This window comes from Salinibacterium sp. (assembly GCF_031364185.1).
Classification (GTDB): domain Bacteria; phylum Actinomycetota; class Actinomycetes; order Actinomycetales; family Microbacteriaceae; genus Rhodoglobus.
The window spans coordinates 1-15,950 of record NZ_JANLVV010000009.1; the positions used below are offsets into that span (position 1 = coordinate 1).

The following is a 15,950-nucleotide window of genomic DNA, read 5'->3' on the forward strand; positions in this document are numbered from 1 at the left end:
GATCGCGAGACGGACACGGGCTTCAACAGGCTCAACATGGCTCATCCCCCAACAATCCGCGGAAAGTGTCACCACCAAAACGCGCCAAACCGTCACCGATGTCCTGAGGCAGAACTGTCACCGATGTCCTGAGACATAACAACCCGGAATTCCGGGGATGTCGGCGAGCTCGCGCCTCCGATTGCAGGAGTTGTGAACACAAAGGGTGAGAGACCCGGGCACGACCGGTCGCCTCAACGACGAATGGCCGCCCCGAAGGGCGGCCATTCGAGCAGTGTTCTATTTTTCGACCGACTCCGGGGTCCGGGCGGCGCGAGTCGTGTCGACCCGGATCTTGATGAGACTGGCGATCACGGCGACAGCCATCGCCCCCAGGATGACCGCCAGCGATGCCCATGTGGAGATCTCGGGCGCCCACTCCACGTGCTTGCCGCCGTTGATGAAGGGCAGCTCGTTCTCATGCAGGGCATGGAAGAACAGCTTCACGCCGATAAACCCGAGGATGAAAGCGATTCCGAAGTGCAGGTACTCAAGCTTGTCGATGAGATCGCCGAGCAGGAAGTAGAGCTGGCGAAGACCCATCAGCGCGAAAATGTTAGCCGTGAAGACGATGAACGGATCGGTGGTGATTCCGAAGATGGCGGGAATCGAGTCGATCGCGAACACCAGGTCGGTGATTCCGAGAGCCACGAACACGACCAGGATGGGAGTGAATACCTTTTTGCCATCGACGGTGGTGCGCATTTTCGCACCGTCGTAGGTGTCGGAGATCGCCACGCGCTTGCGGAGGAATCGGATGATCCCGTTCTCCTGCTCTTCCATGTCGTCATGTTTTTGGAGCGCCTGCTGGATCGCCGTGTAGAGCAGAAACAGCCCGAAAATATAGAAGATGAAGCTGAAGTTCTCGATCAGGGCAGCGCCCGCGAGGATGAACAGCCCCCGCAGCACCAGCGCGATCAGAATGCCCACCATCAGCACTTCCTGCTGATACTTCCGGGGTACCGCGAACCTGGTCATGATGATCACGAACACGAACAGGTTGTCGATGGAGAGGCTGTACTCGGTCACCCACCCCGCAATGAACTCGGCGGCATGATCGACCGAACCCTGCCACAGCATGAGCAGCGCGAACACGAGCGCGAGCCCGACATACACACTCACCCAGATCGCCGACTCTTTTGTCGAGGGCACGTGGGGTCGGCGGTAGGCGAGAATCAGGTCGAAGGCGAGGATTCCCAGCAGCACCACGTATGAGGTGATCTCGAACCAGGCGGGCAAAGCGGTTTCCATGGAAATCCATTCAGGGAGGAGGGGTCAGATAATCGCCGAAAGTCTCTCCCGCAGCCAGCGCCATGATTGTGTCATGGGGTGGATGCCGCTGGCCCGGGCACGCAACTCTGCACGCCGTACTGACGGACTCAGCGAGGTGGGATACTCCCCTTCGCGTTGCCAATTCTAGCGGGTGTGCTCGCTCACTCGGACAGCATCCCCGGTGATCCGATGGCCCGATCCACAGTGACGAGAATCGCCACCCTCAGCGGGTTGACGCGCGGCTGACGGTACCGTACCGCATAGCGCCGCACAGCATCGGCCACGATGTCGGCGTCTTCCTGGACGCGCGCGGTTCCGCTGAGGGTAAGCCACCGGGCGCGATCCACCTGGCTCAGGGTCGCGATGCCACCCCGCGCCGCGTTCAGCACCTTCTGCGTTCCGCCGCTGGTGATCACGCGCGCGATGCCGGATTCGTACGTGAATCCCACAGGCACCGAGTGGATGGTGCCGTCGGAGGCCAGCGTCGACAGCGTGGCCAGGTGGTAATCGGTGACGAACTGGAGGCCAGCTGGGCTGAGGTATCGGTCGGGGGCGGCCGTGGCATCCGGCGCATCGAGACTCATACTGAGACTCTAGTGATCGATGCATAATGACGAAGGTCCGGACGCCAATCAGTGATTGGCATCCGGACCGATGGTGACCCCAACGGGATTCGAACCCGTGTTACCGCCGTGAGAGGGCAGCGTACTAGGCCGCTATACGATGGGGCCGCGGCAGACAACTCCTGAGTATGCCACACCACCGGTGGCTGGCCCAAAACGCGCTCATCTGAGCAGCTTTAGGTCGGAGCGAAGATCCGCAGGGCACGGGGCGCGATCGTCACCTCTACCGGGGCCGGGCCAATGCGTTCTCCGTCCGAGTAGACGACCGCGATATCCGACTCGATCCTGATGCTCTTTACCCGGTGGATGGCGACGCGCGAATCACTCAGGTGGGTGCCCTTGAACACCCGCGGGAAGATCCTCAGAAACTCGAGTCGCGACAGGGGCTGCACCACCAGCACGTCAAGCAGGCCGTCGTCGACCTTTGCGTTCGGGGTCACCTTCATGCCGCCGCCGAGTGAAACATTATTACCGACGGTCACGAGCATCGCGCGGGTCTCGAGAGGTTGCCCATCCAGCACCAGTCGGTATGAGGTGGGTTTTAGCCTCAACAGTTCAAGGCCGAGCGCAATCGTGTAGCGGCTCGCACCCTTCGGGCGTCGCATACGGTTCGCGCGCTCGTTGACCACAGAGTCGAAGCCTGCCGAGACCATGCCGGCGAACCAGCGGGTGGATGCGCCCCCGGTCTCATCGTCGATGTAGTCCACGCGACCCGCGTCGATCGTGCGCGGCGGCCCCTGCAGCAGTTCGCTCAGCATCCCGATCGCGGCCTCCGTGTTGTCGTACGGAATGCCGAGGCCGCGCGCCATGTCGTTGCCCGTGCCGGATGGGACTACGCCCAGCGGCACCCTCGTATTCACGACGAGATTCGTGCCGAGGTTGACCATCCCGTCACCGCCGACGACGATGAACGCATCCGGTTTCGTGGCCACGGCCTTCCGCCCGGAGGCCGCGAGTTGCTCGAAGTCGGGCTCCTGCAGGCTGGTCACGTCGTGGCCGATCGCGCGCAGGGTCTGCACCACGGCGGGGCCCACATGGCTGCCCTTGCCGAAGGATGCCGTCGGGTTGATCGCCACTACGAGGCGGAGCGGCTTCATCGTCACGCGCTAAGTATGGCGCAGCAGCGCGCTGGCAGCTCGCCCGCCGTAATAGTGTCGAAGGATGAAGATCACCAAGTTCGAGCACGCCTGCATGGTCATCCAGAAAGGCACATCGTCGCTCATCATCGACCCCGGCGCCTTCACCACTCCACTGACCGATATCACGGGCGTGGTCGCGATCGTCATCACCCACGAGCATGCCGACCATTGGACTCCCGAGCAGCTCAAGCGCATTCTGGAGCGAAACCCCGACGCCCGGATTCTTGGACCCGGTGGCGTGGTCGCGGCCGCCACCGACTTCGCGGTCGAACGGGTCACGCACGGTGACGAACTCGAGGTTGGCGACTTTAGGCTGAGCTTCTTCGGCGAGAAGCACGCCGTGATCCACGAATCCATCCCGGTGGTCGACAACGTGGCCGTGCTCGTCGACGAAAGCTTTTACTACGCCGGCGATTCGTACACGGTGCCGTCGGTGCCGGTACAGACGCTGGCGGTGCCCATCGGCGCACCGTGGCTGAAGATCGGCGAGGCCATGGACTACGTGCTGGCCGTGGCGCCCCGGCGCTCGTTCCCGGTGCACGAGGCGGTGCTGTCGCAGATCGGCAAGACGATGGCCGGCGAGCGCATCGAGACGGTCACCAGGCTGGGCGGCGGCGAGTTTGTCACTCTCGCGGCGGGCCAGTCGATCGACGTCTGAGCGCGTTCGAGCGCCCTGGCCGCGCGCCTTTCGGAAATTCAGGAAATCGCGCGTGGGGCTCATCGACCGGCCGCTCATTCGCTGCGCCGGCATCCCTGCGTCAGAGCCTCTTCCTGAATTTCCGAAAGACCCCTTCCTGAATTTCCGAAAGAACACTTCCTGAATTTCCGAAAGACCGGGCGCGGAACGGCGGCCGCGCGGTGCGCTGGGTCGGCGAGGCTAGTCTCGCGGGGCTGCGGCGTCGAGCGGAAGGCGCATGAACGCGAGGTCGAGCCACCGGCCGAACTTGGTTCCTACCTCGGGCACGATCATCGGCTCCTCGAAACTCAGCGCACTGTGCAGCGCGATAGATCCGCTGTTGCCGGCCTCGATCGCCGCAATCATGACGTGGATGCCGCGTTCCCGGGCCACACGGATCAGTTCGATCATCAACTCGCGCGCGACCCCCCGGCGCTGGAAGCCCTCGCCCACGTACACGGAGTTCTCCACTGTGAACCGATAACCCGTCTTCTCCCGCCAGGGACCGTAGCTCGCATAGCCGGCCAGCACGCCATCGATCTCGGCAATGAGTACCGGATGCCCGGCCTCACCTCGCGCGGCCAGCCACCGCTCCCGGTCGGCCCGGTCGGCCTCCACCTCCGTCCAGATGGCGGTCGTCTCCCGGATGGCGTGGTTGTGGATCACCAGGATCGCGTCGAGGTCGGAGTCGGTCGCCGGGCGGATCTGCATGTTTCCTATGATGGCCCATCTGGGGCTCGTCACACCCGCGATCCCAGTGCTGCGGTCGCGGGCAGCGGTGCCACGAGCACGGCGGCAGCCGAGACGACGGTGGCCGCGGCGATGGCAAGCGCGGCCACCAGGATCGGTCCAGCAGGGCTGACGATCGACTGGCCCGCCAGCGCCTGCCAGGTCAGCACCGCCACGGTGGCGGCGTAGGCCACCACGGCGACGCGCACCAGCCGAAGGCGCACCGTGGGGATCGTGAGCCGTGGCATCCTGCGCGAGAGGAGCTCGAGCACGATCAGCAGGATGGGGAGTGCCTGGAGGGCGTGCATCCCGACGAAATGCGGGATGCGCAGGTCGCCGGCGATGGTGCTCCAGCCGAGCAGGAACAGGCCGGGCCCGCCGTCAGGCACTCCCACGGCGTGGGCTCCGGCGATGCCCTGGAAGTTGTCCAGTTGCTCGGCCGTCGGGCCCGTCATGAGGAAGGCGAGACCCATGCCCACGATCGAGAGGATGACGCCCGCCCTGATGGCGAGCGTGCGGGCCGGGTCGCCGAGTGGAGTGCGGAACAGTCCGATCGCGACGAGGAGGGTCATCAACCACACCACCACGATCGAGGCGGCCATCACCGACCAGAGCGTGGTGTTGAACGGCGTCGAAACGTTGAAGTGGCTGGTGCCGCCCGCGGCCGCCGCGCCCACGATGATGACCATCTCGATCGCGAGGGCGATGCCGCTGATCGTGCCGGCGGCTATTGCGACCCTGCGCATGCGGTGAACCTGGCCAATCAGCCACGACAGGGTGAGCGCATAGATTCCCACGGAGATCGAGAACTTCAGCGGCTTCAGCCAGGCCGGGGCGCCCAGCACCACGCCAGGGTCGGCGAACACTGCCACCGCGCAGACGATCGCAAGCAGGCCCATGGATGCAGCGAGCCACAGCAGCGGGCGGTGCCAGGTCACGACTGTGCCCCCGAAACCATCCGGTGGCTGGCGTCTTCCTGGGCCATGCGCCGCAGCCCCGCGAGCAGGGAGTCGCCGAGCACGGTGCCGACGACGACCGTCTCCGCCATGCGGGCACGATCCGGCTGCAGCGCGACGGAGGCGAGATCAACGCTGGCGACGATGGCGGCGGCCCGGGAATACTCGGGCAGCACCGACAGCAGTTCCTCGTGGTCGAGTTGCAGGTACGAGTCGATGACGCGCGCGGCCATCGCGCGGCCGGGATTATCTGTCGACACATTCCACCCGAGTTCGGCGACCACACCGTCGATTTCGCGGAGGCCGGCGGACGACTCATCCGGCAGCTCTACCGAACCGGGGATGGCGTGCTGGGCGACACCCATGGCCCAATCGAGCGGGATATCGGCTTCCGCCGCCGCAAGCACTTGGCGCACGGCGGCCACCGAGAGCCCTCCGACATCGATGAGCGCGCGCACCAGCCGCAAGCGCTCGACATGGCCATCTTCATAGCGGGATTGATTGGGGCTGGTTCGCTCGGGCTCGGGCAGCAGCTCTTCTCGCTGGTAGAACTTGATGGAGGCGACACTGACACCGCTACGATCGCTGAGCTCAGACATTCTCATAACCGATAGTATGACTATCGATAGCAGAAATGTCTACTATCCATTTAGACCTCGGTGTTCGGTAAGAATGGGGGTTATCGGCGAGAACGTGTGGGTGCGCAACAAAAAAGCTTCGCTCGGCGAGGCTCATGCGTGCGGGTGCGGGTCACACCATCTGGCTGGGGTACCTGGACTCGAACCAAGAACAAAAGAATCAGAATCTTCCGTGTTGCCAATTACACCATACCCCAGAGGGCCCAACCGAGGCTGAGCCGACTGTCTACTTTAGCGCACCGCGGGAGTGACTAGGTACTGGAGCACGCACGCGCCCATCGGCTCACAGGATGCAATCGCCGACAACCTGATCCACAGCCAAACTCTCGGAAGGGCTACCGACAACGTGCCCTCACTCATGGCGCAACTGTACCGTGAGCACCCCGCCGCACCTCGAGCGCAACGAGCACCATGTGCGGCACAGTGAGGCCGGCCAGGCCGATGAAGATGATCTGCAGGAGCCGGTCATCCATCGCCATGGCTGGCCCTCCCGAGAGCAGAAACGCGACCGCCGCGAGGATGGGCACCACCGTGTAGAGCACCACAATGGTGACCGTGAGTCGACCGCGGGTCTCTGCGCGAAATCCGGCCCGCAGGTGACGCACACTGTGCAGGGCGCAGAAGTAAACCACGAAAAACACCAGCGGCGGTGCGACGATGGCCAGCAGGGCCACCACCACGAGCTCGACCGCTTCGTTCGGACGGCGCCGCACGGCGAGCACGGCGCCCACCAGCATTCCGGCAAGCGCCAGCGGGGCGAAGAAGAATTGCACCGTCGAGATCGCCTCGCCGCCCCCGGGAGCAAGCGTCTCGTAGAGGCCGGCCACCTCGACTCGATGGCCGAGGGCAGGAAGCGACAGCAGGCCAACCCCCGCAGTGATGCGCAGCCAGGCGGGCCGGTCGCCGTTCCAGTCTGCGCCGAAGTGCACCGCCGATACGGCAAGAAACGCCACCAGGCTGGCGATCGGGTTGAGCAACCACAGCAACACCACCACCACGACGGCCCCGAGATAGGCGAGGTTGAACACCGCAAAACCCACCGCGCCCCTCCAGAGCCCCAATCGCCGAGCGATGAGCGGGTCGAGCGCGCCGTGTGGCAGACCGAGAACCGCCGCGAGAACGCCCAGCACGATAACCTGCGCCTGCAGCGAAGCTTGGATGCCGCTAGCGAAAACTCCTATGGCGAGCAGGGCGACGCCGACGAACAGGTAGGTCTCGACGGGAGCACGCCGGGTGTCGACGGTCGTCATAGTGCCTGCTGCCCAGCGGCGTGAAAGAGCTCGGGCCTGCGCGGCAGCTGCGCAAGAAACGGTAGCAGCGGAAGGCTCGCGATGATGCGGGCGTAGTCGCCCGGGGTGGCCTGGTCGCTGAGAAAACGAACCAGCCGCTCGGGGGGAACCCTGCTGGCAAGAGCAAGGAAGTAGTCTGCGGTTTTCTCCGGATGCGCCCGCACCGCCTGCAGGAAGATCCTGTCCATCTCCCGCCGATCCCAGGGTTCCGCCGGATGCCCGATGGGCGCGCGACCCTCCTGAAGCTGCTGCGCGCACCGCTCGGCCCAGGCCTGGATGCGCAGGAACGCGTATCCGGAGGTGGGCCTGAGCGCGCCACCACCCATCCCGGCCCGGACAACCCCCGGCACCTGATCGCTCACCACGTCGGGCCGGCCCATCGGCAGCACCCCGCGCTCGTGACGCAGAACCCGGGCAGAGCCGAGGCCAAGATTGGCCAGCACGGCGTCGAGGCGCGCCACCATCTCGGCATGGGGCAGCGGGACGGCGCTGAATCTGGTCCACTCAATGACGGCACGGGTGCGTGATAGCGGCAGGATGTAGGTGAATCCGAGACCGTCGACGCCGGAGCGCATCCCGGTCATGAGGCCGACCTCGTCGACGTCGAAGGGAAGCGGGGCATCCACCTCGATCTCCGTGCCGGCGAAGCACTGGTACAGCATCGCGGGGAGCACCTGCGGGCGGGTGTCCACCACCCAGCGCGCGATCACGGCTCCCGAATCGGTCTCTACCCGCACGCCGTTCGGCACCTGCTCGACCGCGGTCACCTGCACGCCGGGCCGAATCGAGATCGAAGTGGATGCCGCCACCCGCCGCAGCGCGTCGGCGTAAAAGTCAGACCCGCGAACGTAGTGGTAGTAGAGCCCGGAAACCGATCGGGTCGACGTGCGTCCGTCGGCGCCGGCGAAGGTCCACGACGACCAGGACTTCGACACGAGGTGACTGAGGTCGTGGTGCTCGGGCCTCCAGAAACACCAGCTGCGGTCATCCACATATTCGCTTCGTGCTTCGAGTGCGACCACGCGGAGGGGCGAACCAGCGTCAGCAAGCTTCGATGCCAGCGAGAGACCTGCGCAACCGGCGCCCAGGATGACGAGGTCGACGTCGTAATCGAATGGCACGACCCCACTCTAAGCTTTTCGGCCCTGCGAACTGCCCGGCTCAGAGGCTCGCGCGAAGCCTCTCGATGCGCCTGAGGGTCGACTCGCGACCGAGCAACTCCATCGACTCGAAGAGCGGTGGGCTGATGCGTCGGCCCGATAGCGCGGTGCGCAGCGGGCCGAATGCCGTTCGAGGCTTGAGGCCGCGCGATTCGATCAGTTCGGCACGCAGCGCGGCCTCGATATTCTCGGTGTTCCAGGGCGCCACCGCAGGCAGCACCGCCGCCGCCGCCGCGAGGATCTCTGCACCGTCGGGGCCCGGCATGGCGTCTGCGGCGAACTGCAGATCCTCATCGGGGGTGAACAGGAACTCGAGCAACTCGCGGGATTCGCCCAGCAGCTGCATCCGCTCCTGCACCAGCGGGGCGGCCGCGAGCAGCATCGCGCGGTCGCCGTCATCCTGAAGCAGGTCGGCGACGTAGGGCTCGAGGCGCTTCGCGAACTCGTGCACCTCGAGCAGACGGATGTGGTCGCCGTTCAGCGACTCGGCCTTCTTCACATCGAAACGCGCAGGATTCGGGTTGACGTCGACCACATCGAACGCGGCCACCATCTCGTCGATCGAGAACACGTCACGATCGGCTGCGAGCGACCAGCCCAGCAGTGCAAGGTAATTGATCAGCCCCTCGGGGATGAACCCGCGATCGCGGTGGTGGAACAGGCTCGACTCAGGGTCGCGCTTCGACAGCTTCTTATTGCCCTCCCCCATGACGTACGGGAGGTGACCGAAGCGCGGGATGGCGGTGGTCACGCCAATCTCGATCAACGCGGTGTACAGGGCAATCTGGCGCGGGGTAGACGACAGCAGGTCTTCACCGCGCAGCACATGCGTGATGCCCATGAGCGCGTCATCCACGGGATTGACGAAGGTATACAGCGGTGCGCCGTTCGGCCTAACGACGACGAAATCGGTGAACGAACCGGCCGGGAAGGTAATCTCGCCGCGCACCAGGTCGTCGAAGCTGAGGTCTGTATCGGGCACCCTGAGGCGCAGTGCGGGCTGGCGACCGTCGGCGAGGAAGCCGGCCTTCTCGGCGTCGCTCAGGTCGCGTTCGAAATTGTCATAGCCCTGTTTCGGGTCACGCCCGGCGGCAACATTGCGCGCTTCGATCTCCTCCCCCGTAGCGAAGGACTCGTACAGGTGGCCGGCGGCCTTCAGCTTCTCGATGACCTCGAGATAGATGTCGGTGCGCTCAGACTGCCGGTACGGCTCGTGCGGCCCGCCAACGTCGATGCCCTCATCCCAGTTGATGTGCAACCACTGCAGGGCATCCAATAGCTGGAGGTAGCTCTCTTCACTGTCTCGCTCGGCATCGGTGTCTTCGATGCGGAACACCAGGGTGCCGCCGGTATGACGGGCGTACGCCCAGTTGAAGAGCGCAGTGCGGATCAGCCCTACATGCGGGGTTCCCGTGGGCGAGGGGCAGAATCTGACGCGGACGTCGGTTCCGGTGGCGGTGGAAAATGGCGCAGTCATCGCCGTCAAGTCTACGAGTAGGTGAGTGTGACGATGGATGCCTCGGCGCAACTGGCACCTTCCGCATCGGCGCCTCCCGCCGCCAGGTGCTCGCGCATCGAGCGCAGGTGAGCGGTGTCGACCGTCGCGATCGTCCACGCTCCTCCCGCGAGTTCATCGAGCACCTCGCACCACTCTTCGGGCCCAAACTTCTCGCGAATCATGGGCTCGAGTTCGGCGATGACGAACGGTGAAACAACGAGCTCCTCACACTCCGCCGCCAGCTCGATCCTGCCCGCTACCGCCCAGTGGCCCGGCGTTCCACCGTCGAAGTACGAGAGCAGGGTCTGCGCAGTGAGAATCACAGGAAGCCGCCCCGCGGTGGTGGTCGGTGGCTCCCGACCGCGAACTCGACAGCCGCTCGGATGATCGCGGCCGACGATACACCTCGGCTAACTGCTACGGCGCGCACGCCTGCCACTACCGAATTCGGCAGGTACACGGTCGTGCGCACCACCCGGCGCGGGTCGGGCTCGGTTCGGTTGGGCTCGCTTCCGCCGGCGCTTTCTCGGTCGGGGCCTCCTCGATCGGGGCTTCCTCGATCGGGATGGATTTCGTCGGGCTCGATCTCGAGGGGCTCGAACTCGAATAGCTCTGGGGTTGGGGGTTGCATCCCGGCAACGTATGGCACTCTGCCATACGTTGCCCAGGGCGAACCCCCTACCCCTGGGCAAACATTAGAACCGTGCCGCGGTGGAGGAGAAGTGGTCGCGGAGAAGTGGTCGCGGAGAAGTAGTCGCGGAGAAGGGGCGGTGGAGAAGGGGGCAGAGACGTGGCGGAGCCGAACATCGGGATCCGATGGCGTGGGGACGGGCGGCAGACGGGCGGGAGGGCGCGCAAGGAGGTCAGTCGGTTGGGCGGGAGGCAGGCGGTTGGGCCGCAGGCGGGCAGGCGGGGTACGGCGGGCGGCGCGGCTAGCCGCGCACCGGGTTGTTGAGAACGCCGATGCCCGAGATCTCGATGTCGACGACGTCTCCGCTGACCATCCTGCCCACGCCGGCCGGGGTGCCGGTCAAAATCACGTCGCCCGGCAGCAGGGTGAACGCGGCGGAAACGTAGGCCACGATGGATGCCACGGAATGCACCATGTCCGTCAGCGGGGCATCCTGGCGCACCTCGCCGTTCAGCCGCGCCCGCACCGTATTGCTCGCGACGACGAACTCGGTCTCGATGACCGGACCAAGCGGGCAAAACGTGTCGAACCCCTTGGCGCGCGCCCACTGGCCGTCGGTCTTCTGCAGGTCCCGGGCGGTCACGTCGTTGGCGATGGTGTACCCGAAGATCACCGAATCGGCATCCTCCTCGGCCACGTTTCTCGCGATGCTGCCGATGACCACCGCAAGCTCCCCCTCAAAATCGACCCGGCTGCTCTGGTGGGGCAGCACAATCGAGTCGCCGGGACCGATCACGGAGGTGTTCGGCTTCAGGAACAGCAGCGGCTCCTTCGGAACCTCTCCGCCAAACTCCGCGACGTGGTCGACATAGTTCTTCCCCACAGCCACGACCTTCGACCTCGGGATGACCGGGGCCAGCAGCCTCGCCTCCGCCAGTGGCACCCGCTCGTCGGTCGTGTCGAACCCGGCAAACATCGGGTCGCCCTTCAGGACAACGATCTCGTCGCCGTCCACGATCCCGAAACGGGGATCCCCACTGATGGTCGAACGAGAACCGATGGTCAAACGAGAACCCACGGTCGAGCGAGGGCCGGTGCTAAAACGCGCAACCTTCACGGTCAGGCCGGAGCGTCGAGGCGGGTGAGCCAGCCGTGCGGGTCAGCGCGGCGGCCGTACTGGATGTCGGTCAGCTCGCCGCGCAAAGACATGGTGAGCTCACCGGCGGGCGCATCCACGTCGCCGATCGTGAAGCCCTCGGCCCTGAACTGCGCGATGGGGGTGACGACGGCCGCGGTGCCGCAGGCGAACATCTCGACGATGTCGCCGGATGCCACAGCCTCACGAACCTCGTCGATGCTGATCCTGCGCCGCTCAACGGCCAGCCCGCGGTCGACGCCCAGCTGAAGGATCGAGTCGAGCGTGATGCCGCCCAGGATGCTCGGGGAATCGGGAGTCACGAGGCGGCCGTCCTTATAGACGAAGACCACGTTCATGCCGCCGAGCTCTTCAATGTACTTGCCCTCCTCCGCGTCGAGGAACAGCACCTGCGCGCAGCCGTGGTCGTACGCCTCCTGCTGGGCGACGAGGGATGAAGCGTAGTTGCCGCCGGTCTTGGCAGCGCCCATGCCTCCCTTGCCGGCCCGGGCGTAGTCGGTCGAGATCCAGATCGAGACCGGCGTCACGCCGCCGGTGAAGTAGGCGCCGGCCGGGCTGGCGATCACGTAATAGTTGACCTTCGCTGCGGCGCGCACCCCAAGGAAGGCCTCCTTGGCGAACATGAACGGCCGCAAGTACAGGCTGGTCTCGGGCGCAGACGGCACCCAGCGCTCGTCGACGGCGATCAGTTGGCGCAACGACTCGATGAAGTCCTCCGTGGGCAGCTCGGGCAGCGCGAGTCGCTTCGCCGAACGCTGCATGCGAGCGGCGTTGGCCTCGGGCCGGAAGCCCCACACCGAGCCATCGGCGTGTCTATAGGCCTTCAGCCCCTCAAACACCTCCTGCGCGTAGTGCAGCACGGCCGCGGCCGGGTCGAGCGCAATCGGGCCGTACGGCTGCACGCGGGCGCGATGCCAGCCACCCTTCTCGCTCCAGCAGATGTCGACCATGTGGTCGGTGAAATGCTTGCCGAAACCGGGCTCCGCGATGATCTCGGCGTGCTCGGCGGCCGAACGGGCCTCCTGGTTTTTCTTCACCAGGAACTGGAGTGAGGCGGGGGCGAGGAGGTTCTTCATGGTGGATCCCTAATGGACTTCGTTGGACGTGCTATTAATTCTGCGCTACTGCTGCCGCGATCGTGTCACCAATCTCGGACGTGGCGCGGGGAAGCGCCCCACGCGCGGCCAGATCGGCTTCGACCGCCGCGGTCACGTTCGCTGCGGCATCCCGATGCCCCAGGTTCTCCAGCAGCAGCGCGATCGACAGGATGGCCGCGGTCGGGTCGGCTCGCTGCTGGCCGGCGATGTCGGGCGCCGAACCGTGCACGGGCTCGAACATGGAAGGGAAGGCGCCGTCAGGGTTGATGTTGCCCGAGGCCGCCAGCCCGATACCCCCGCTGATCGCGGCAGCCAGATCGGTCAGGATGTCGCCGAAAAGGTTGTCGGTGACGATGACATCGAACCTCGCCGGATCGGTGACCAGATGAATGGTCGCGGCATCAATGTGCTGGTATCCCACCACGACCGACGGAAACTCGAGCGCAACCCGGTCGACCGTGCGCTGCCAGAGGCTGCCGGCATGGGTCAGCACATTCGTCTTGTGCACCAGCGTGAGCTGGCCGCGGCGGGCCGCCGCCTGGGTGAACGCAAACCTGACAACGCGCTCGGCCCCGAATGCCGTATTGATCGAGACCTCGGTGGCAATCTCATGCTCTGTGCCGACCCGGATGCCCCCACCATTGCCCACGTACGGGCCCTCGGTACCCTCGCGTACGACCACGAAGTCGACCGCGCCGGGGTTCGCGAGCGGCGACACCACCCCGGGGAACAGCCTCGTCGGACGCAGGTTCACGTAGTGATCGAACGCGAACCGAAGCTTCAGTAACAACCCGCGCTCGATGATGCCGCCGGCCAGGCGCGGGTCGCGAGGGTCGCCTCCGATGGCTCCGAGCAGGATCGCGTCGAAGGGCTCCAGTGCCGCGAGGTCGTCGGCGCCGAGGATGTCACCGGTGGCCAGGAAGTGTGTGGCGCCGAAGGGGAACTGGGTGAACGTGGCATCCACCCCCGTCGCAGTGAGCACTTTCAGTGCCTCAGCGATGACCTCGGGGCCGATGCCGTCGCCGGGGATCACGGCCAGGTTGAGCGTAGATGCCATGGATTTACAGTACCGTCGCCGGGCGCCCCGGCCCGCACTGCTAGCGCACGGCAACAGCTCCCACAACCCCCTGCCGTACTTCGGGTGCCGCCCTATGCTGGCCGCATGAGTATAGGAACCGGAATTGTATTATTTGTCATCGGCGCAGTGCTGGCCTTCGCTCTGAACCTGCAGGTGGACTTCATCGACCTGCAACTCGTCGGCTACCTGCTGATGGGTGCGGGCGTGCTGGTCTTCGTCATCGGGCTCGTGCTGATGTTGCGTAAGCGCCAGTCGATTACCACCGTGCACTCGGGCGTCGACGCACACGGCGGCTCGGTGCAGGAGCGTCGTACTAGCACCACGCCCGACGACGTCGTCTGACGGCTCACGCCTCGACGATATCGATCTCCTTGAGCAGGGTCGCATCGATTGCGGTGCGCACCCTCTCGAGAAGCTCGTCCGGCACCGGGGAGTCGACCGTCAGCACGCTGAGCGCCTGGCCGCCCGCCGCTCGACGTGCGATCTGCATGCCCGCGATGTTGATGTTCGCTTCGCCGAATACCTGCCCGTAGACGGCGACGATCCCGGGCCGGTCAACATAGGTCATCACGATCAGGTGCTCCGCGAAGGGCACCTCGACGTCGTACCCGTTGATCTCCACGATCTTCTGCGCCTGCCTGGTGCCGGTGAGCGTGCCCGAGACGGAGACCTGGCTTCCGCCGGCCAGCGCACCGCGAATCGTCAGGACGTTGCGGTAGTCCTCGCTGACCGCATCCGTCAGCAGGCGAACCGTGATGCCTCGCTGTTCGGCCAGTAGGGGGGCGTTGACGTAGCTCACAGACTCGCTGACAATGTTCGAGAACATGCCCTTGAGCGCCGCCAGCTTGAGCACGTTGACGTCGAATTCGACGATCTCGCCCCGCACCTCGATGTCGACACTGGTCAGTGGCTCGTCGGCAAGAGCCGAGAATACCTGGCCCAGTTTTTCCATGAGCGGGATGCCCGGGCGCACGCTCGGGTCGATGACACCGCCCGCGACGTTGACCGCATCCGGTACGAGTTCGCCGTCGAGGGCCAGGCGAACCGATTTCGCTACCGAGACCCCGGCTTTCTCCTGGGCTTCATCGGTGGATGCGCCCAGGTGCGGCGTGACGATCACATTATCGAGGGCGAGCAGCGGTGAGTCCGTAGGCGGCTCGCTGACAAAGACGTCGAGACCGGCGCCCGCAATGCGGCCCGATTTCACGGCCGTATACAGCGCCGCCTCGTCAATGAGGCCACCACGGGCAACGTTGACGATGAACGCCGTCGACTTCATCAGCGCAAACTGGTCTGTCGAGATCATGCCGGTCGTCTCGGGCGTTTTCGGCATGTGGATGGTGATGAAGTCGGACTGGGCGAGCAACTCGTCGAGCGAGAGCAGCGTCACCCCCAGTTGCTGGGCCCTGGCCGAGGTGACATAGGGGTCGTACGCGACGATGGTGGTGCCAAAGGCCTGCATGCGAGCGGTGATCAGCGCACCAATGCGGCCGAGGCCGATGATGCCGATGGTCTTCTCGTACAGCTCCACCCCGGTGTACTTCGAGCGTTTCCACAGCCCCTGGGCGAGCGCCCCATGGGCCGCCGGGATGTGACGGGCGAGGCTCAGGATGTGGCCGACGGTCAACTCGGCCGCGGAGATGATGTTCGACGTGGGCGCGTTGACGACCATGACACCGGCGGCGGTGGCCGCCTTGATGTCGACGTTGTCGAGCCCCACGCCGGCGCGCGCGATGACCTTCAGCGAGGTGCCGACGGCAAGCGCCTCCGCATCCATCTTCGTGGCGGAGCGGATGAGCACGGCGCTCGCCCCGGCCAGGGCCGACAGCAGAGCCGGCCGGTCAGTACCGTCGACGGATCGCACGTCGAAGTCAGGGCCGAGAGCATCGACGGTAGCGGGAGAAAGTTCTTCGGCGATCAGCACGATCGGCTTGGCCACGGGATCGAGTCCTTCGATTGGGTGGTGGGG

17 protein-coding genes and 2 tRNA genes are annotated in these 15,950 nt (G+C 65.4%); 3 read left to right on the top strand and 16 right to left on the bottom strand.

Annotation, left to right across the window (positions count from 1 at the left end; genetic code table 11):
• Positions 1 to 279: 279 nt before the first annotated feature.
• The 4 genes from RMN95_RS00715 to RMN95_RS00730 form a co-directional block, all read right to left on the bottom strand.
• Positions 280 to 1,290, bottom strand: coding sequence for a TerC family protein (locus tag RMN95_RS00715; protein WP_309615061.1), 1,011 nt, complete (start codon positions 1,288 to 1,290; stop codon positions 280 to 282).
• Between the two features lie 182 nt (positions 1,291 to 1,472).
• Positions 1,473 to 1,895, bottom strand: a complete 423-nt coding sequence (locus tag RMN95_RS00720) for a pyridoxamine 5'-phosphate oxidase family protein (RefSeq protein ID WP_309615062.1) — start codon at positions 1,893 to 1,895, stop codon at positions 1,473 to 1,475.
• A gap of 71 nt (positions 1,896 to 1,966) precedes the next feature.
• Positions 1,967 to 2,042 (bottom strand) — tRNA-Glu (locus tag RMN95_RS00725).
• Positions 2,043 to 2,110: 68 nt separating this feature from the next.
• Entirely contained in the window at positions 2,111 to 3,031 is a 921-nt protein-coding gene (locus RMN95_RS00730; protein WP_309615075.1) for a diacylglycerol kinase family protein, read from the bottom strand.
• A gap of 64 nt (positions 3,032 to 3,095) precedes the next feature.
• Here RMN95_RS00730 and RMN95_RS00735 point away from each other — a divergent pair, with 64 nt between their 5' ends.
• Positions 3,096 to 3,731 (top strand): MBL fold metallo-hydrolase, encoded by a 636-nt coding sequence (locus RMN95_RS00735; protein WP_309615063.1) that lies wholly within the window; start codon positions 3,096 to 3,098, stop codon positions 3,729 to 3,731.
• Between the two features lie 219 nt (positions 3,732 to 3,950).
• Here RMN95_RS00735 and RMN95_RS00740 read toward each other — a convergent pair whose 3' ends face one another.
• The 8 genes from RMN95_RS00740 to RMN95_RS00775 form a co-directional block, all read right to left on the bottom strand.
• Positions 3,951 to 4,460, bottom strand: a complete 510-nt coding sequence (locus tag RMN95_RS00740; protein WP_309615064.1) for an N-acetyltransferase family protein — start codon at positions 4,458 to 4,460, stop codon at positions 3,951 to 3,953.
• 29 nt (positions 4,461 to 4,489) lie between these two features.
• Entirely contained in the window at positions 4,490 to 5,416 is a 927-nt protein-coding gene (locus RMN95_RS00745; protein WP_309615065.1) for a hypothetical protein, read from the bottom strand.
• Positions 5,413 to 6,033 (bottom strand): MerR family transcriptional regulator, encoded by a 621-nt coding sequence (locus RMN95_RS00750; RefSeq protein WP_309615066.1) that lies wholly within the window; start codon positions 6,031 to 6,033, stop codon positions 5,413 to 5,415. Before RMN95_RS00750 ends, RMN95_RS00745 begins: the two co-directional genes overlap by 4 nt.
• A 161-nt stretch (positions 6,034 to 6,194) precedes the next feature.
• Positions 6,195 to 6,269, bottom strand: a tRNA-Gln gene (locus RMN95_RS00755).
• A 159-nt stretch (positions 6,270 to 6,428) separates the two neighbouring features.
• Positions 6,429 to 7,322 carry a Brp/Blh family beta-carotene 15,15'-dioxygenase gene (locus RMN95_RS00760; RefSeq protein ID WP_309615067.1) on the bottom strand — a complete coding sequence of 298 codons (894 nt, stop codon included), beginning with the start codon at positions 7,320 to 7,322 and terminating at the stop codon, positions 6,429 to 6,431.
• Positions 7,319 to 8,482 carry a lycopene cyclase family protein gene (locus RMN95_RS00765; RefSeq protein WP_309615068.1) on the bottom strand — a complete coding sequence of 388 codons (1,164 nt, stop codon included), beginning with the start codon at positions 8,480 to 8,482 and terminating at the stop codon, positions 7,319 to 7,321. Before RMN95_RS00765 ends, RMN95_RS00760 begins: the two co-directional genes overlap by 4 nt.
• A 40-nt stretch (positions 8,483 to 8,522) precedes the next feature.
• Positions 8,523 to 9,998, bottom strand: coding sequence for a glutamate--tRNA ligase (gltX, locus tag RMN95_RS00770; protein ID WP_309615069.1), 1,476 nt, complete (start codon positions 9,996 to 9,998; stop codon positions 8,523 to 8,525).
• Positions 9,999 to 10,009: 11 nt separating this feature from the next.
• Positions 10,010 to 10,342 carry a hypothetical protein gene (locus RMN95_RS00775; RefSeq protein WP_309615070.1) on the bottom strand — a complete coding sequence of 111 codons (333 nt, stop codon included), beginning with the start codon at positions 10,340 to 10,342 and terminating at the stop codon, positions 10,010 to 10,012.
• A gap of 26 nt (positions 10,343 to 10,368) precedes the next feature.
• Here RMN95_RS00775 and RMN95_RS00780 point away from each other — a divergent pair, with 26 nt between their 5' ends.
• Positions 10,369 to 10,629 carry a hypothetical protein gene (locus RMN95_RS00780; protein WP_309615071.1) on the top strand — a complete coding sequence of 87 codons (261 nt, stop codon included), beginning with the start codon at positions 10,369 to 10,371 and terminating at the stop codon, positions 10,627 to 10,629.
• A 322-nt stretch (positions 10,630 to 10,951) separates the two neighbouring features.
• Here the strand turns inward: RMN95_RS00780 and RMN95_RS00785 are convergent, their stop codons facing one another.
• Genes RMN95_RS00785 through RMN95_RS00795 form a run of 3 tightly spaced genes read right to left on the bottom strand, consistent with a single transcriptional unit; the run spans position 10,952 to position 13,960 of the window.
• Entirely contained in the window at positions 10,952 to 11,710 is a 759-nt protein-coding gene (locus tag RMN95_RS00785; RefSeq protein WP_309615076.1) for a fumarylacetoacetate hydrolase family protein, read from the bottom strand.
• 59 nt (positions 11,711 to 11,769) lie between these two features.
• On the bottom strand, positions 11,770 to 12,882 hold the full coding sequence (locus tag RMN95_RS00790) for a branched-chain amino acid aminotransferase (RefSeq protein ID WP_309615072.1): 1,113 nt from the start codon (positions 12,880 to 12,882) through the stop codon (positions 11,770 to 11,772).
• 34 nt (positions 12,883 to 12,916) lie between these two features.
• Positions 12,917 to 13,960: a 3-isopropylmalate dehydrogenase gene (locus tag RMN95_RS00795; RefSeq protein ID WP_309615073.1), complete on the bottom strand. Its 1,044-nt coding sequence runs from the start codon at positions 13,958 to 13,960 to the stop codon at positions 12,917 to 12,919.
• Positions 13,961 to 14,065: 105 nt separating this feature from the next.
• On the opposite strand from RMN95_RS00795, the gene RMN95_RS00800 reads away from it, so the two are divergent.
• Positions 14,066 to 14,323, top strand: coding sequence for a DUF6458 family protein (locus tag RMN95_RS00800; RefSeq protein ID WP_309615074.1), 258 nt, complete (start codon positions 14,066 to 14,068; stop codon positions 14,321 to 14,323).
• A gap of 4 nt (positions 14,324 to 14,327) precedes the next feature.
• Here the strand turns inward: RMN95_RS00800 and serA are convergent, their stop codons facing one another.
• Positions 14,328 to 15,920: a phosphoglycerate dehydrogenase gene (gene serA / locus RMN95_RS00805; protein ID WP_309615077.1), complete on the bottom strand. Its 1,593-nt coding sequence runs from the start codon at positions 15,918 to 15,920 to the stop codon at positions 14,328 to 14,330.
• Between the last annotated feature and the right edge of the window lie 30 nt (positions 15,921 to 15,950).

Bases quoted from the DNA above. Each gene is read 5' to 3' on its own strand.
- RMN95_RS00715 (WP_309615061.1), bottom strand. From the start codon at position 1,290: ATGGAAACCGCTTTGCCCGCCTGGTTCGAGATCACCTCATACGTGGTG.
- RMN95_RS00720 (WP_309615062.1), bottom strand. From the start codon at position 1,895: ATGAGTCTCGATGCGCCGGATGCCACGGCCGCCCCCGACCGATACCTC.
- RMN95_RS00730 (WP_309615075.1), bottom strand. From the start codon at position 3,031: ATGAAGCCGCTCCGCCTCGTAGTGGCGATCAACCCGACGGCATCCTTC.
- RMN95_RS00735 (WP_309615063.1), top strand. From the start codon at position 3,096: ATGAAGATCACCAAGTTCGAGCACGCCTGCATGGTCATCCAGAAAGGC.
- RMN95_RS00740 (WP_309615064.1), bottom strand. From the start codon at position 4,460: ATGCAGATCCGCCCGGCGACCGACTCCGACCTCGACGCGATCCTGGTG.
- RMN95_RS00750 (WP_309615066.1), bottom strand. From the start codon at position 6,033: ATGTCTGAGCTCAGCGATCGTAGCGGTGTCAGTGTCGCCTCCATCAAG.
- RMN95_RS00760 (WP_309615067.1), bottom strand. From the start codon at position 7,322: ATGACGACCGTCGACACCCGGCGTGCTCCCGTCGAGACCTACCTGTTC.
- gltX (WP_309615069.1), bottom strand. From the start codon at position 9,998: ATGACTGCGCCATTTTCCACCGCCACCGGAACCGACGTCCGCGTCAGA.
- RMN95_RS00790 (WP_309615072.1), bottom strand. From the start codon at position 12,882: ATGAAGAACCTCCTCGCCCCCGCCTCACTCCAGTTCCTGGTGAAGAAA.
- RMN95_RS00795 (WP_309615073.1), bottom strand. From the start codon at position 13,960: ATGGCATCTACGCTCAACCTGGCCGTGATCCCCGGCGACGGCATCGGC.
- RMN95_RS00800 (WP_309615074.1), top strand. From the start codon at position 14,066: ATGAGTATAGGAACCGGAATTGTATTATTTGTCATCGGCGCAGTGCTG.